Genomic DNA, 13,916 nt, shown 5'->3' on the forward strand with positions numbered 1-13,916 from the left:
CGTTGCGCGCGCCGCACCGGCGGTGCGGCACGCGCCCGACGGACGGCGTCACGCGGCCGCGTCGTTGCCGACGTAGCGTGCGCGCGGCCGGATCAGCTTGCCGTTCGCCGACTGTTCGAGCGCATGCGCGATCCAGCCGGCCGTGCGGCCTGCCGCAAACAGCGTGAAGGCCGCGCCGTCCGGCAGCGCGAGCGCGCGTTCGAGCGTCGCGAGCGCAAAGTCGATCGTCGGCTGCAGCCCGGTCGCCGCTTCGACGCGTGCGGCCAGCGTGCGCGCCGCGCGCAGGGCCGGCCGCTGCGGCATCGCCGCGTGCAATGCGTCGAGCAGCGCCCGCGCGCGCGGATCGCCGTCCGGATACAGCGGGTGCCCGAAGCCGGCCAGCGCGGTGCGGCCGCCGTCCGCGCGTTCGTCGTGCGCGATCCGCAGCGCGAGGTAGCGGTCGAGATCGGCGGCGCGCGCCGCTTCGTCGAGCAGCGTCGCCGCGCGGAACGTTTCGCCGCCGTGGCGCGGTCCCGATAGCGCGGCGAGCCCGCCCGCGATCGCGCCGAACAGGTGCGTGCCGGTCGACGCGATGCAGCGCACCGCGAACGTCGACGGGTTCAGTTCGTGATCCGCGCAGAGCACGAGCGCGCGGCGCAGCAAGTCGGTGTGATCGCCTCGACGCACGCGCCAGGCAGCGGCGAGTTGCCGATGCACGGGCGCGTCGGACGGCGCACAGCCGGCGAGTGCGGCGGCCGCGACACGCAGCAGCAGGGCGGCCGAATCGAGCTGCGCGTCGCGCTCCTGCGCCCACAGTCGCGGCAGCGACGCGGCGGCGGCCGGCAGCAGCACGAGCGCGCGGTCGAGCGGGGCGAGATGCGCCCAGCGGCGCGCCCAGTCGTCCCATTGCGCGCGATCGAAGCCGCTCGCGTCGAGCGAGGCGGCGGTGAGCCGCGCCGGTGCGCAGTCCCAGAGCCGCGCGGCGGTCGCTTCGAGCGTCGCGTCGTTTGCGAGTGCGACCGCATCGGCGCCGCGGTAGCGCAGGCGGCCATCGGCGATCTGCGTGATTCGCGATTCGAGCACCGGTACGCCCCAGTCGAGCGAACGCTCCGCGACCCCGCCTGCCCGTTTCGCATCGGCTCGCCGGCGCGCGAGCAGGCGCACTTCGTCGGCGTCGTAGCGACGCCGCTTGCCCGCGCCGTCCGGCAGCGAGCGCAGCAGCCCGCGGCTCACGTATGCGTAGAGCGTGCTCACGCTGATGCCGAGTCGATCGGCCGCTTCGGGCGCGCTGAGAGACGTCATGTCGATCGCTCCTGTCGGCGCGCATAAGGCGCGCTCGCGCTACAACTATTCGTTATGTATTGATTCGCGCAATCAAGATTGATCGCGTGTGTGGCGAATTCTAGACTCGATTCCGTCTTCGCAACGACGGACTGCCGCCATGACACCCGAACACGCACTGACCCATTTGTGGCAACGCGCGCACGGCGACGCCGACGCGCTGTCGCGAGCGGCCGTGACCGGACACGATCCGGTCCTGCCCTCGACGTTTCGCATCGGTACGCTCGCGGCCGCGACGATTGCGGCGGCCGGCCTCGCGGCGGCCGAATGCCATCGGTTGCGTACCGGCGTGGCGCAGCGTGTCGACGTGTCGGTGCGCGACGCGCTCATCGCGTTTCGCAGCGAACGCTATTTGCGCGTCGACGACGGACCGCCGCCCGAGCTGCGCCATCCGGTCACGGGCTTCTACGCGACGCGCGATGGCCGCTGGATCCAACTGCATGCGAACTTTGCGCATCATCTGCACGGCATACTCGACGTGCTCGATTGCGGCGAACGGCCGGCCGATGTCGCCGCGGCGATCCGCACCTGGGACGGCGCCGCGCTCGATACCGCGCTGGCCGACGCCGGGCTGTGCGCGGCATTGATCAGAACGCCTGACGAGTGGGCCGCGCACGAACAGGCCCGCGCGATCGCGGCGCTGCCGCTGTTCGAGATCGAACGCATCGGCGACGCGCCGCCGGAGCCGATCGGCAGTGGCATCGCCGCGCGCCCGCTCGACGGCGTACGCGTGCTCGATCTGACGCGCATCATCGCGGGGCCGGTCGCGGGGCGTACGCTCGCTTCGCACGGCGCGCAGACGCTGCTCGTGAACGGGCCGCACCTGCCGAACATCGCGCCGCTCGTGATCGACAACGGTCGCGGCAAGCGCTCCGCGTGGCTCGATCTGCGCGAGACGGCGGGCGTCGACGCGCTGCGTGCACTCGTGCGCGACGCCGACATCTTCCTGCAGGCATATCGCCCGGGCGCGCTCGCCGCGCGCGGCTTCGGACCGGAGGCGCTGGCGGCATCGCGTCCGGGCATCGTCTGCGTATCGGTGTCGGCGTACGGGCATGCGGGCCCGTGGGCCGCACGGCGCGGCTTCGACAGTCTCGTGCAATCGGCGAGCGGCATCGCGTGGCGCGAGCAGCAGGCCGCGCACGCGGACGCGCCGCGCCATCTGCCCTGCCAGGCGCTCGATCATGCGACCGGATACCTGGCCGCATTCGGCGCGATGATCGCGCTGATACGTCGCGCGCGCGAAGGAGGAAGCTGGCATGTGCGCGTGTCGCTCGCGCAGACCGGGCACTGGCTGCAATCGTTCGGCGCGGTGCCGGACGGCATGCAGGCGCGCGATCTCGCGCTCGACGACGTGCGCGACCGGATCGATCGCATCGCGTCGACGTTCGGCACGATCGATACGGTCCGGCCGGCCGAGCGGCTGTCGGCGACGCCGCCGTCGTTCGCGCGCCCGCCGGTGCCGCTCGGCAGCGACGACGCACGCTGGCTCTGAACGCCGCGCGCGAAGCGCGGCTGGCCTATTTGCGAAGTTCGACGACGAAGTCGTAGTAGTCGTTGCGGCAATACGTGTCGGTCAGCTCGATCGCGCGCTGATCGGCCGTATAGCCGATACGCGTGATCAGCAGCAGCGCGTCGTGCGGCGCGATGCCCATCTGCGCGGCGATCTCGTCGGTCGCGTTGACCGCGCGGAAGTGCTGCAGTGCGCGCACGATCGGCGTGCCGCGCGCTTCGAGATAGCTGTAGAGCGATCCGCCGATCGCTTCGGGATCGGGAATCAGCGTCGCGGGGAACGTCGAGTTCTCGACGGCCATCACGATGCCGTCCGCGAGCCGCAGCCGCTTCAGGCGCGTGACCGACGCGGCCGGCGACAGCCCGAGCTGAATCACCTCGTCGCGGTTCGCGGGCTGGATCTCGCGCGCGAGCCACTGCGAGCTCGGCTTGAAGCCGCGGCGCTCGAGCATTTCGCTGAAGCTCGACAGCCGCGACAGCGGATCTTCATAGCGCGGCCGGATGAAGTTGCCGGCGCCTTGCGTCCGACGGATCAGCCCTTGTTCGACCAGCAGCGCGATCGCCTTGCGCGCGGTGATCCGCGACACGCCGAGCGCCTCGGACAGCACACGTTCGGAAGGCAGCGCCTCGCCGGCCGCCCAGCGATTGTCGTGAATCGCATCGCCGAGCTTGCGGGCGAGTTGCAGATAGAGCGGCGTGTCGTTGTCGGGGTCGGGGCGCAGGTCCTGCCAGCGGTCGTCCGTGGGTGCCTTCATGGAATGGGTATCGATCAGGTTGCGGCCATTCTAAGTCATCATGCGGCGCCGTTATAGCCGGTTTTTGCGATCCTGCAGGTGCGTGCGGCGGCGATTGACTACACTGATACGTCGCATTCGATGCTTCGGCCGCGGTGCGCGGCCACGAATCCGCAGCGAGGAATTCATGACAGACACGATGGCCACGGTCGTCCTGCCCGACGGCGAGACGATCCCGAAGCTCGGGCAGGGCACCTGGGAAATGGGCGAACGGCCGGCGCGGCGCGCGGACGAGATCGCGGCGCTGCGCGAAGGCATCGCGCTCGGGATGACGCTGATCGATACCGCGGAAATGTACGGCGAAGGCGCGACCGAAGCGCTCGTCGGCGAAGCGCTGCACGGCTTGCGCGACGACGTGTTTCTCGTCAGCAAGGTCTACCCGCACCATGCGAGCCGGCGCGGTGTCGTCGCCGCGTGCGAGGCGAGCCTGAAGCGTCTGCGCACCGACCGTCTCGACCTGTATCTGCTGCACTGGCGCGGCTCGGTGCCGCTTGAGGAGACGGTCGAAGGCTTCGAGGCGCTGCGGCGCGCCGGCAAGATACGCCACTGGGGCGTCAGCAACTTCGACACCGCGGACATGATCGAACTCGTCGACGAAGCGGGCGGCGCCGCGTGCGCGACCGACCAGATCCTCTACAACATCGCGCGGCGCGGCCCCGAATTCGACCTGCTGCCGTGGCTTGCCGCGCACCGGATGCCGGCGATGGCGTACAGCCCGGTCGATCACGCGCGGCTGCCGAAACGCTCGCCGCTCGACGAGATCGCGCGGCAGCGCGGCGTGTCGGTGATGCGCGTCGCGCTGGCGTGGGTACTCGCGCAGCCGGGTGTGTTCGCGATTCCGAAGGCGTCGCGGATCGAGCACGTGCGCGACAATCGCGCGGCGCTCGAGCTGGTGCTGACCGACGACGAGCACGCGCAACTCGACGCGTATTTCCGCGCGCCGCGCAGCAAGCGGCCGCTCGAGATGCTGTGAGCGGCGGCGCGCGCGGTGCTCAGCGCGCCGGCGCGCCTGCCGCGCGCTGCCAGCGGTGGAACAGGATCGACGCGATCCAGCAGACGATAAACAGCGCGACGATCGCGTAGCCGAGCGTGCCGAAGCGTTCGCCGAGCGCATCGAGCGCGTCGCGCACGGGGCCCGTGAGCGCGAGCTTGTCGGCGAGCAGCCCGGCCGCTTCGATGCCGCCAATCGCGAGCGCGACGATCGCCGACACGAGCGTGATGCTCGCGTTGTAGAGCAATTTGCGCTGCGGGTCGTCCATTGCCCACCCGTACGCATGAATCATCAGTACGTTGTCGGTCGAATCGATCAGCGTCATGCCGGCCGTGAACAGCGCGGGAAACAGCATCACCGTATAGATCGGCAAGCCCTGGCTCGCCTGCGCGGCCGCGATCGCGAGCAGGCCGATTTCGGTCGCGGTGTCGAAGCCGAGACCGAACAGCACGCCGATCGGATACATGTGCCAGCTCTTCGAGACGAAGCGGAACAGCGGGCGCAGCAGGCGCGACAGCAGGCCGTCTCGCCGATGCCGATGCGCGACGTCGTGTGCGTGGGCCGGCGCGCGGCGGTAGCGCCGCCAGACGTCGCGCAGAATCATCAGGTTCACGCAGGCGAGCGCGAGCAGGAACGTCGCCGACACGGCCGTGCCGATCGTCCCGCCGATGTCGCGAAATGCATCGAAGCGCGTGCGTAGCGCGAACGCGGTGAGCGCGATGCCGAGCGTCGCGGCGATCACGACCGTCGAGTGGCCGAGCGAGAACGCGAGGCCGACCGTCAGCGGGCGCCGGCCGTCGTGCATGAGCTTGCGCGTCGCGACGTCGATCGCCGCGATGTGGTCGGCGTCGACCGCATGACGCAGTCCGAGCCCGTAGGCGATCGCCGCCGTGCCGAGCAGCAGCGGATGCGCGCGCAGCACCGCGAGCGCCCATAGCCAGACGGCCGCATTGGCGGCGATCAGCCCCGCATAGAGGATCAGCAGGCGGCGCAGCGCAGGCGTGGCGGACAACATCGGCAGGTTCCATCGGACGATACGCCGGCCATTGTGGCACGCGAAAAAAATGCGCGGCGTGCGGACGGCGCGGCGCGCACGACGCGACGGCGGCCGGCGCGCGGAAAAAAGCCCGTCCGGAACCGGACGGGCTTTCATGCGTCGCGACGAACGTCGTGCTTATTTCGTCTTCGCGTTGATCACCGCTTCGGACACGTTCGTCGGCGTTTCGGCGTAGTGCTTGAACTCCATCGTGTAGGTCGCGCGACCTTGCGTGGCCGAGCGCAGTGCCGTCGAATAGCCGAACATCTCCGCGAGCGGCACTTCGGCGCGCACGAGCTTGCCGCCGCCGCCGGCGATGTCCTCCATCCCCTGCACGATGCCGCGCCGGCTCGACAGGTCGCCCATCACGTTGCCCATGAAGTCCTCGGGCGTCTCCACTTCGACGGCCATCATCGGTTCGAGCAGCACCGGCTTCGCGCGGCGCATCGCTTCCTTGAAGGCCATCGAGCCGGCCATGCGGAACGCGTTTTCGTTCGAATCGACGTCGTGGTACGAACCGAACGTCAGATGCACCTTCACGTCGACGACCGGGTAGCCCGCGAGCACGCCGCTCTTCAGCGTTTCCTCGATGCCCTTGTTGACCGCCGGAATGAATTCGCGCGGAATCACGCCGCCCTTGATCTCGTCGAGGAACTCATAGCCCTTGCCGGGATTCGGCTCGAGCGTGATCACCGCGTGACCGTACTGGCCGCGCCCGCCCGACTGCTTGACGAACTTGCCCTCGACGTCGGCGGCCGTCGTGCGCACCGTCTCGCGATACGCGACCTGCGGCTTGCCGACCGTCGCCTCGACGCCGAATTCGCGCTTCATCCGGTCGACCAGAATTTCGAGGTGGAGCTCGCCCATCCCCGAGATGATCGTCTGCCCCGATTCCTCGTCGGTCTGCACGCGGAACGACGGATCTTCCTGCGCGAGGCGGTTCAGCGCGAGGCCCATCTTCTCCTGGTCGGCCTTCGTCTTCGGCTCGACGGCTTGCGAGATCACCGGCTCCGGGAATTCCATCTTCTCGAGGATGATCGGCTTGGCCGGGTCGCACAGCGTGTCGCCGGTCGTCGCTTCCTTCAGGCCGACGGCCGCCGCGATGTCGCCCGCGCGCACTTCCTTGATTTCCTTGCGCTCGTTCGCGTGCATCTGCAGGATCCGGCCGAGCCGCTCCTTCTTGTCCTTCGTCGCGTTCAGCACGGTGTCGCCCGAGTTGACGACGCCCGAGTACACACGGAAGAAGATCAGCTGGCCGACGAACGGGTCGGTCATGATCTTGAACGCGAGCGCGGAGAACGGCTCGTCGTCGCTCGGATGGCGTTCCGCTTCCTGATCGTCGAGCGTATGGCCGAGGATCGCGGGCACGTCGACCGGCGACGGCAGATAGTCGATCACGGCGTCGAGCATCGCCTGCACGCCCTTGTTCTTGAACGCGCTGCCGCACAGCATCGGCACGATCTCGTTGGCGATCGTGCGCTGGCGCAGCGCAGCCTTGATCTCGTCCTCGGTCAGCGATTCGTGGTCGTGCAGATACTTCTCGAGCAATTCCTCGCTCGCCTCGGCGGCCGCCTCGACCATCTTCTCGCGCCACTCGTGTGCGAGATCGACGAGGTTCGCGGGAATGTCCTCGTACGTGAACTTCACGCCCTGGCTTTCGTCGTCCCAGACGATCGCCTTCATCTTCACGAGATCGACGACGCCCTGGAAATGATCTTCCGCACCGATCGGAATCTGGATCGGCACCGCGACGCCTTTCAGCCGCTCGCCGATCTGCCGCTGCACGCGGAAGAAGTCCGCGCCGACGCGGTCCATCTTGTTGACGAACGCGATGCGCGGCACCTTGTACTTGTTCGCCTGGCGCCACACGGTTTCGGACTGGGGCTGCACGCCGCCGACCGAGTCGTAAACCATGCACGCGCCGTCGAGCACGCGCATCGAGCGCTCGACCTCGATCGTGAAGTCGACGTGCCCGGGCGTATCGATGATATTGATCCGGTGTTCCGGATAGTTGCCGGCCATGCCTTTCCAGAAAGCGGTGGTCGCAGCCGACGTGATCGTGATGCCGCGTTCCTGCTCCTGCTCCATCCAGTCCATCGTGGCCGCACCGTCGTGCACTTCACCGATCTTGTGGCTCACGCCGGTGTAAAACAGGATGCGCTCGGTCGTCGTGGTCTTGCCGGCATCGATGTGAGCGCTGATCCCGATGTTGCGATAGCGCTCGATGGGGGTTTTGCGGGGCACGTGAACCTCCTGGTGGTTCGGATCGTAAGCGGGCCGGCTGCGCCGGTCCGGGCTTGGAAACAAGCGAGACTTCAAGGATAGCGCTTGCGCGCGGCTTTTGCAGATGCGGGCCGCGACCGCGGAATCAAGCCGGCGCCGCCGCCGGCGGACGAAAAAAAACCGGCGCGCGACGCAGCCGGTTTCGGGCGGGGCAGGGCGCGGCCCGCGCGCGGGCGCTGCGCGTTACTGCGGCTTCGGCAGCCCTTCGAGCTTCATGCCGGGCTTGATGCCCTTCGCGGCGAACCAGCCCTTGCTCATTTCGAGCGCATAGACGCCGTTGTTGCGCGGGCAGTGGTTGTCGGTCGTCTCGGCCTGCATCTCGTCGATGTCCGTGATCGTGCCGTCGGCGCGGATGAACGCGATCGACAGCGGGATCAGCGTGTTCTTCATCCAGAAGCAGTGCACGGCGTTCTCGTTGAACACGAACAGCATCCCTTCGTTCGGCGCGAGCTGCGAGCGGTACATCAGCCCCTGTTCGCGGTCGGCGTCGTTCGCGGCGACGGCCGCATCGATCACGTACATGCCGGCACGCAGCTTCACGCGCGGGAACTCGCTGGGCTGCTTCGCGCCGGGCGGTATTTGCGCGCCGGCGCTCTGCATGCCGAGCGCGAGCACGGCGAGTGCGGCGGGAAACACGGCGGCGCGCGCAAGGCGGCCGAGCGACGAGCGCAGGGAGAATCGCACAGCAGGGCTCCTATCTGGAAAACGAGACCGCATGGTACGCGATCCGCACCACCGGGCACAAAAAGAAAAAGGCAGATCGCCTCGCGGTGATCTGCCTTTCAACGCCGTAAGAACGGCACGAACGTGTGTTCTTGACTGCGTTATTACAACCAGCTTGCTTAGTTCGAAGCAGCTGCCGGGGCTTCGGCTTCGCTAGCAGCCTTCTTCGCTGCGTGGTGCTTCTTGGCGTGGTGCTTCTTCGCAGCCTTGTGCTTTGCCGGTGCCGAAGCAGCTGCCGGAGCAGCAGCCGAAGCAGCTTCCGGAGCCGAAGCTTGTGCGAAAGCAGCCGTTGCGAAGAGACCAGCGACCAGAGCGGCGATCAGTTTGTTCATGTTGTGTTCCTCAGCTTTAGTTAATTAACCAAATGACCCGGCATAGGAGTCATGACGTCTAACGGTGCCATCCACCTTTCGGTTGACAGACGCTCCGAGAAATTTCTCTTTGCGCTGCGGGCGCCGAATCGTATTCGACGAAAACGTCGGTTTCGTGACGCAAACGCGGATTCGGCCGCCAATGCCGGATAGCTCAGGGTGGCATCTGCGTCGTTTAACGCGCGATCTTCGCAGGCGGTTGACGAAAAAGATGAGGAAAAGTGCGCGCGCGTCGTGCCGCTCAGGTTGCGCGTGCGAAACCGTCCCACGGCGCGCGCGGCGGCAGCGCGATTGTTTCGCCGGGTGCAATGCCGAGCGCGAATATGTCGAGCGCGCCGATGCCGACGCGCACGAGGCGCAACGTCGGGAAGCCGACCGCCGCGGTCATCCTGCGCACCTGCCGGTTCTTGCCTTCGGTGATCGCGAGTTCGATCCAGGTCGTCGGGATCGCCGCGCGGTAGCGGATCGGCGGGTTGCGCGGCCATAGCGTCTCGGGCGGTTCGATGAATTCGGCGCGGCACGGGCGCGTCACGTAGTCGCCGAGATCGACGCCGCGCGCGAGCGCTTTCAGGTCGGCTGGGCCCGGCGCGCCCTCGACCTGCGCCCAGTAGCGTTTCACGAGCTTGTGGCGCGGCTCCGCGATGCGCGCCTGCAGCGCGCCGTCGTCGGTGAGCAGCAGCAGGCCTTCGCTGTCCGCGTCGAGGCGGCCGGCCGGATAGACGCCGGGCGCTTTTACCCAGTCGCCGAGCGACGGCCGCGTTTCGTGCGCGGAAAACTGGCAAATCGTGCCGAACGGCTTGTTGAGGGCGATCAGGGTCATGGGCGGCACGCAGGCCCGCGGCGCGCGGGGCGGCGGGCGCTCTATGGCAAATGGCGGAATCTTAATGCATAATACGGAACGGCAAGTCATCTGTCTTATATAAGACATAAGTGAAGACTTGATACGCAGCACCGCGCTTCGTGCCGCCGTGCCCGGTTGGGGCGCTAGAATAGCGGCTCGCTGTCGGCGCCGGAGGAGCTCAGGCCTTGCTCCTGCGGCGCGCGCAGCTTCGACCAGCAACACCTGCTCAGCCACGTCACTGGAGTCGATCATGCCGTATCAGCACATCAAGGTTCCGGACGGCGGTGACAAGATCACCGTCAACCAGGATTTCACGCTCAACGTTTCCGATCAGCCGATCATTCCCTATATCGAAGGCGACGGGACGGGCTTCGACATCACGCCGGTCATGATCAAGGTGGTCGATGCGGCGGTCGAGGCGGCGTACAAGGGCAAGCGCAAGATCCACTGGATGGAGATCTACGCGGGCGAGAAGGCGACCAAGGTGTACGGTCCGGACGTGTGGCTGCCGGACGAGACGCTGCAGGTGCTGAAGGAATACGTCGTGTCGATCAAGGGGCCGCTGACGACGCCGGTCGGCGGCGGCATCCGTTCGCTGAACGTCGCGCTGCGCCAGGAGCTCGATCTGTACGTGTGCCTGCGGCCGGTGCGGTACTTCAAGGGCGTGCCGTCACCGGTGCGCGAGCCGGAAAAGATCGACATGGTGATCTTCCGCGAGAACTCGGAAGACATCTACGCCGGCATCGAATGGCCGGCCGGTTCGGAGCAGGCGAAGAAGGTGATCGCGTTCCTGCGCGACGAGATGGGCGTGAAGAAGATCCGCTTCCCGGAAACGTCGGGGATCGGCGTGAAGCCCGTGTCGACGGAAGGCACCGAGCGGCTCGTGCGCAAGGCGATCCAGTACGCGATCGACAACGATCGCAAGTCGGTCACGCTGGTGCACAAGGGCAACATCATGAAGTTCACGGAAGGCCTGTTCCGTGACGCCGGGTACGCGCTCGCGCAGAAGGAATTCGGCGGCGAGCTGATCGACGGCGGCCCGTGGATGCGCGTGAAGAACCCGAAGACGGGCGGCGAGATCGTGATCAAGGATTCGATCGCCGACGCGTTCCTGCAGCAGATCCTGCTGCGCCCGGCCGAATACGACGTGATCGCGACGCTGAACCTGAACGGCGACTATATTTCGGACGCGTTGGCCGCGCAGGTCGGCGGCATCGGCATCGCGCCCGGCGCGAACCTGTCGGATTCGGTCGCGATGTTCGAAGCGACGCACGGCACGGCGCCGAAGTACGCGGGCAAGGATTACGTGAACCCCGGTTCCGAGATCCTGTCGGCCGAAATGATGCTGCGCCACCTCGGCTGGACGGAAGCGGCCGACACGATCATCGCCGCGATGGAGAAGTCGATCCTGCAGAAGCGCGTCACGTACGACTTCGCGCGCCTGATGGAAGGGGCGACGCAGGTATCGTGCTCCGGTTTCGGCGAGGTGCTGATCGAGAACATGTAAGACCCCTTCCGGGGTGGGCCGGCGCGCAGCCGGCCGCCCCGGCGCCTGCTGCCGGCGCCGGGGCGTTTCGTGGATGGCAGCTTTGGCAGGGCGGCCCGGGCTCCGGGTCGCGGCGCCGCGAGGCGGCTCGCAAGCCCTGCAAGGTAGAACATGACGGCCCTCGCAACATTCCCGCCCGGCTAGCCGGCGCGCCCCTTTTCGCGACCGACCCGGTCGCTCCCCGCCGGTTACCGCCGGCGATCTTCAGTCCCACTTTCACGTAGCAACGCATCGACCATGTCCACTTCGCCCAAGATCATCTACACGCTCACCGACGAAGCGCCCGCGCTCGCGACCTATTCGCTGCTGCCGATCGTCAAGGCCTTCACGCGTTCGTCCGGCGTCGCCGTCGAAACGCGCGACATTTCGCTCGCGGGCCGCATCATCGCGGCATTTGCAGACATCCTGCCGCCCGAGCAGAAGGGTTCCGACGATCTGGCCGAGCTCGGCCAGCTCACGCTGAAGCCCGAGGCGAACATCATCAAGCTGCCGAACATCAGCGCGTCGGTGCCGCAGCTGAAGGCTGCGATCGCCGAGCTGCAGGCACAGGGCTACAAGCTGCCGGCCTATCCGGAAGAGCCGTCGACCGACGAAGAGAAGGCGATCAAGGCCCGTTACGACAAGATCAAGGGCAGCGCGGTAAACCCGGTGCTGCGCGAAGGCAACTCCGATCGCCGTGCGCCGCTGTCGGTGAAGAACTACGCACGCAAGCACCCCCACAAGATGGGCGCATGGCAGTCGAGCTCGAAGGCGCACGTCGCGCACATGACGGAAGGCGACTTCTACGGCAGCGAGAAGTCGGCGCTGATCGCCGAGCCGGGCAGCGTGAAGATCGAGCTGACCACGGCCGACGGCGTGAAGAAGGTCCTCAAGGAAAAGACGGCCGTGAAGGCCGGTGAAGTGATCGACGCGTCGGTGATGAGCCGCAAGGCGCTGCGCAGCTTCCTCGAAGCGCAGATCGCGGACGCGAAGGCGCAGGACGTGCTGTTCTCCGTGCACCTGAAGGCGACGATGATGAAGGTGTCCGATCCGATCCTGTTCGGTCAGGTCGTCTCGGTGTTCTATCGCGACGCGCTCGAAAAGCATGCGGACGTGCTGGCCAAGGCGGGCTTCAACCCGAACAACGGCATCGGCGATCTGTACGCGCGCCTGAAGGACCTGCCGGCCGACACGCGCGAAGCGATCGAAGCCGACATCAAGGCCGAGTACGCGGTGCGTCCGCGTCTCGCCATGGTGAACTCCGACAAGGGCATCACGAACCTGCACGTGCCGAGCGACGTGATCGTCGACGCATCGATGCCGGCGATGATCCGCGAGTCGGGCCGCATGTGGGGCCCGGACGGCGAACTGTACGACGCGAAGGCCGTGATTCCGGACCGTTGCTACGCGGGCGTCTACCAGGCCGTGATCGAGGACTGCAAGCAGCACGGCGCGTTCGATCCGGTCACGATGGGCAGCGTGCCGAACGTCGGCCTGATGGCGCAGGCGGCCGAGGAATACGGTTCGCACGACAAGACCTTCCAGATCCCGGCCGACGGTGTCGTGCGCGTGATCGACGAAGCGGGCAACGTGCTGCTCGAGCATGCGGTCGAGTCGGGCGACATCTGGCGCATGTGCCAGACGAAGGACGCGCCGGTGCAGGACTGGGTCAAGCTCGCGGTGAACCGCGCACGCGCGACCGGCGCGCCGGCCGTGTTCTGGCTCGATCCGGCGCGCGCGCACGACGCGCAGATCATCGCGAAGGTCGAGCGTTACCTGAAGGATCACGACACGAACGGTCTCGACATCCGCATCATGACGCCGGTCGAAGCGACGCGTTTCTCGCTCGAGCGCATCCGCGCGGGTAAGGACACGATCTCCGTCACCGGCAACGTGCTGCGCGACTACCTCACCGACCTGTTCCCGATCATGGAGCTCGGCACCAGCGCGAAGATGCTGTCGATCGTGCCGCTGATGGCGGGCGGCGGGATGTTCGAGACGGGCGCAGGCGGCTCGGCGCCGAAGCACGTGCAGCAGTTCGTCGAGGAAGGCTTCCTGCGCTGGGATTCGCTTGGCGAATTCCTCGCGCTCGCGGCGTCGCTCGAACACCTCGGCAACGCGTACCAGAACCCGAAGGCGCTCGTGCTCGCGAAGACGCTCGACCAGGCGACCGGCAAGTTCCTCGACGAGAACAAGTCGCCGGCGCGCAAGGTGGGCGGCCTCGACAACCGCGGCAGCCACTTCTACCTGTGCCTCTACTGGGCGCAGGCGCTCGCCGCGCAGGACGAGGATGCGGCGCTGAAGGCGCAGTTCGAGGGTGTCGCGAAGGCGCTCGCCGACAACGAGGCGCGCATTCTCGAGGAACTGTCGGCCGCACAAGGCAAGCCGCAGAACATCGGCGGCTACTATCGCCCGAACGTCGAGCTGACGAGCCAGGCGATGCGCCCGAGCGCGACGCTCAACGCGATCGTCGACGCGCTCTGATCGCGACCGGCGCCGGCCGGCGGATGCGCCGGCGCTGAC

Annotated in this window: 11 protein-coding genes; 4 read left to right on the forward strand and 7 right to left on the reverse strand. The window is 67.4% G+C overall.

Annotation, left to right across the window (positions count from 1 at the left end):
• Positions 1 to 48: 48 nt before the first annotated feature.
• Positions 49 to 1,281, reverse strand: a complete 1,233-nt coding sequence (locus tag HMPREF3115_RS15095; RefSeq protein ID WP_070554968.1) for a citrate/2-methylcitrate synthase — start codon at positions 1,279 to 1,281, stop codon at positions 49 to 51.
• Positions 1,282 to 1,420: 139 nt separating this feature from the next.
• Between HMPREF3115_RS15095 and HMPREF3115_RS15100 the strand changes: the two genes are divergently transcribed.
• The gene (locus HMPREF3115_RS15100) at positions 1,421 to 2,812 is read left to right on the forward strand and encodes a CoA transferase (protein ID WP_070554970.1); all 1,392 of its coding nucleotides are present in this window, start codon (positions 1,421 to 1,423) and stop codon (positions 2,810 to 2,812) included.
• Positions 2,813 to 2,837: 25 nt separating this feature from the next.
• On the opposite strand, the gene HMPREF3115_RS15105 is transcribed toward HMPREF3115_RS15100, so the two are convergent.
• Positions 2,838 to 3,584: a GntR family transcriptional regulator gene (locus tag HMPREF3115_RS15105; protein WP_006398515.1), complete on the reverse strand. Its 747-nt coding sequence runs from the start codon at positions 3,582 to 3,584 to the stop codon at positions 2,838 to 2,840.
• 166 nt (positions 3,585 to 3,750) lie between these two features.
• Here HMPREF3115_RS15105 and HMPREF3115_RS15110 point away from each other — a divergent pair, with 166 nt between their 5' ends.
• The gene (locus tag HMPREF3115_RS15110; protein WP_070554971.1) at positions 3,751 to 4,596 is read left to right on the forward strand and encodes an aldo/keto reductase; all 846 of its coding nucleotides are present in this window, start codon (positions 3,751 to 3,753) and stop codon (positions 4,594 to 4,596) included.
• Positions 4,597 to 4,615: 19 nt separating this feature from the next.
• On the opposite strand, the gene HMPREF3115_RS15115 is transcribed toward HMPREF3115_RS15110, so the two are convergent.
• The 5 genes from HMPREF3115_RS15115 to HMPREF3115_RS15130 form a co-directional block, all read right to left on the reverse strand.
• Positions 4,616 to 5,629, reverse strand: a complete 1,014-nt coding sequence (locus tag HMPREF3115_RS15115; RefSeq protein ID WP_070554988.1) for a HoxN/HupN/NixA family nickel/cobalt transporter — start codon at positions 5,627 to 5,629, stop codon at positions 4,616 to 4,618.
• Between the two features lie 159 nt (positions 5,630 to 5,788).
• A complete protein-coding gene (gene fusA / locus HMPREF3115_RS15120; RefSeq protein ID WP_006398518.1) occupies positions 5,789 to 7,894 on the reverse strand; it encodes an elongation factor G in 2,106 nt (701 codons plus the stop codon).
• A 222-nt stretch (positions 7,895 to 8,116) separates the two neighbouring features.
• Positions 8,117 to 8,617, reverse strand: a complete 501-nt coding sequence (locus HMPREF3115_RS15125) for a DUF192 domain-containing protein (RefSeq protein ID WP_006405897.1) — start codon at positions 8,615 to 8,617, stop codon at positions 8,117 to 8,119.
• Positions 8,618 to 8,775: 158 nt separating this feature from the next.
• Positions 8,776 to 8,988, reverse strand: coding sequence for a hypothetical protein (locus HMPREF3115_RS29355; RefSeq protein WP_006398520.1), 213 nt, complete (start codon positions 8,986 to 8,988; stop codon positions 8,776 to 8,778).
• A gap of 280 nt (positions 8,989 to 9,268) precedes the next feature.
• Entirely contained in the window at positions 9,269 to 9,847 is a 579-nt protein-coding gene (locus HMPREF3115_RS15130) for a pseudouridine synthase (RefSeq protein ID WP_006410687.1), read from the reverse strand.
• A gap of 271 nt (positions 9,848 to 10,118) precedes the next feature.
• Here HMPREF3115_RS15130 and icd point away from each other — a divergent pair, with 271 nt between their 5' ends.
• On the forward strand, positions 10,119 to 11,375 hold the full coding sequence (gene icd / locus HMPREF3115_RS15135; protein WP_006398522.1) for an NADP-dependent isocitrate dehydrogenase: 1,257 nt from the start codon (positions 10,119 to 10,121) through the stop codon (positions 11,373 to 11,375).
• A gap of 276 nt (positions 11,376 to 11,651) precedes the next feature.
• Positions 11,652 to 13,877: an NADP-dependent isocitrate dehydrogenase gene (locus HMPREF3115_RS15140; RefSeq protein WP_053296923.1), complete on the forward strand. Its 2,226-nt coding sequence runs from the start codon at positions 11,652 to 11,654 to the stop codon at positions 13,875 to 13,877.
• The last annotated feature ends 39 nt before the right edge of the window (positions 13,878 to 13,916 follow it).

The sequence above is a fragment of the Burkholderia sp. HMSC10F09 genome, from assembly GCF_001806955.1.
GTDB classification, from domain to species: Bacteria; Pseudomonadota; Gammaproteobacteria; order Burkholderiales; family Burkholderiaceae; genus Burkholderia; species Burkholderia multivorans.

What these genes read in the sequence shown, in the direction of transcription:
- HMPREF3115_RS15115 (WP_070554988.1), bottom strand. Translation starts at nt 5,629, where the DNA reads ATGTTGTCCGCCACGCCTGCGCTGCGCCGCCTGCTGATCCTCTATGCG.
- HMPREF3115_RS15105 (WP_006398515.1), bottom strand. Translation starts at nt 3,584, where the DNA reads ATGAAGGCACCCACGGACGACCGCTGGCAGGACCTGCGCCCCGACCCC.
- HMPREF3115_RS29355 (WP_006398520.1), bottom strand. Translation starts at nt 8,988, where the DNA reads ATGAACAAACTGATCGCCGCTCTGGTCGCTGGTCTCTTCGCAACGGCT.
- HMPREF3115_RS15100 (WP_070554970.1), top strand. Translation starts at nt 1,421, where the DNA reads ATGACACCCGAACACGCACTGACCCATTTGTGGCAACGCGCGCACGGC.
- HMPREF3115_RS15110 (WP_070554971.1), top strand. Translation starts at nt 3,751, where the DNA reads ATGACAGACACGATGGCCACGGTCGTCCTGCCCGACGGCGAGACGATC.
- HMPREF3115_RS15095 (WP_070554968.1), bottom strand. Translation starts at nt 1,281, where the DNA reads ATGACGTCTCTCAGCGCGCCCGAAGCGGCCGATCGACTCGGCATCAGC.
- HMPREF3115_RS15130 (WP_006410687.1), bottom strand. Translation starts at nt 9,847, where the DNA reads ATGACCCTGATCGCCCTCAACAAGCCGTTCGGCACGATTTGCCAGTTT.
- icd (WP_006398522.1), top strand. Translation starts at nt 10,119, where the DNA reads ATGCCGTATCAGCACATCAAGGTTCCGGACGGCGGTGACAAGATCACC.
- HMPREF3115_RS15140 (WP_053296923.1), top strand. Translation starts at nt 11,652, where the DNA reads ATGTCCACTTCGCCCAAGATCATCTACACGCTCACCGACGAAGCGCCC.